This is a genomic window from Aliiroseovarius sp. ABM4_368, assembly GCF_056161205.1.
In genome coordinates this window covers 1-447 of sequence record NZ_JBSWYR010000024.1, presented here as the reverse complement: position 1 = coordinate 447, position 447 = coordinate 1, and the positions used below count along the sequence as shown (strand labels likewise).

Sequence of the window (447 nt, the reverse complement as noted above, 5' to 3'; positions counted from 1 at the left end):
TCCGATCGATGCGAAGTCTGCAGAAATTCACGTCAATCCACGCCGCCATTTTCAATCAGTTTAGCCACCAACGTCACCTCGAGACCCGTATCAGATTTAAAGAACTCCGCGCCCAATCGTTAACCGATTGGTGCAATTTGTTTGCTTGCTAGAAGTTGGAGCAGCTGGCATTTTGAGACGAGTTCGAATTCGTCTGACAGCACCCTTGGGTCAGGTTCGTATGACATTCAACAATCAGCCAGGATCTTATTGGCCTTATCCACCAGATCATCTCGGGTGAACCAAAGATGGGCATTGCCATTTTGGAATCCACGAACCTTGGAATAGTCGCTGACGGGTACTGTCAAAGGGATTCCGGTTGAAGCGGGCGGGGTGCTGACATAGCGTCCTTCTATGACAGAACGCTCTCCATTCAAGTACTTCAAAACCAGCCCCGAGGTTATACGC

General features: G+C 49.4%; 1 protein-coding gene. It reads right to left on the bottom strand.

Translation table 11 applies throughout. The features are described from left to right. Positions 1 to 227: 227 nt before the first annotated feature. The coding region (locus tag ACXAH3_RS16465) for a DUF4942 domain-containing protein (RefSeq protein WP_474863354.1) at positions 228 to 447 on the bottom strand (220 nt) is incomplete at its 5' end.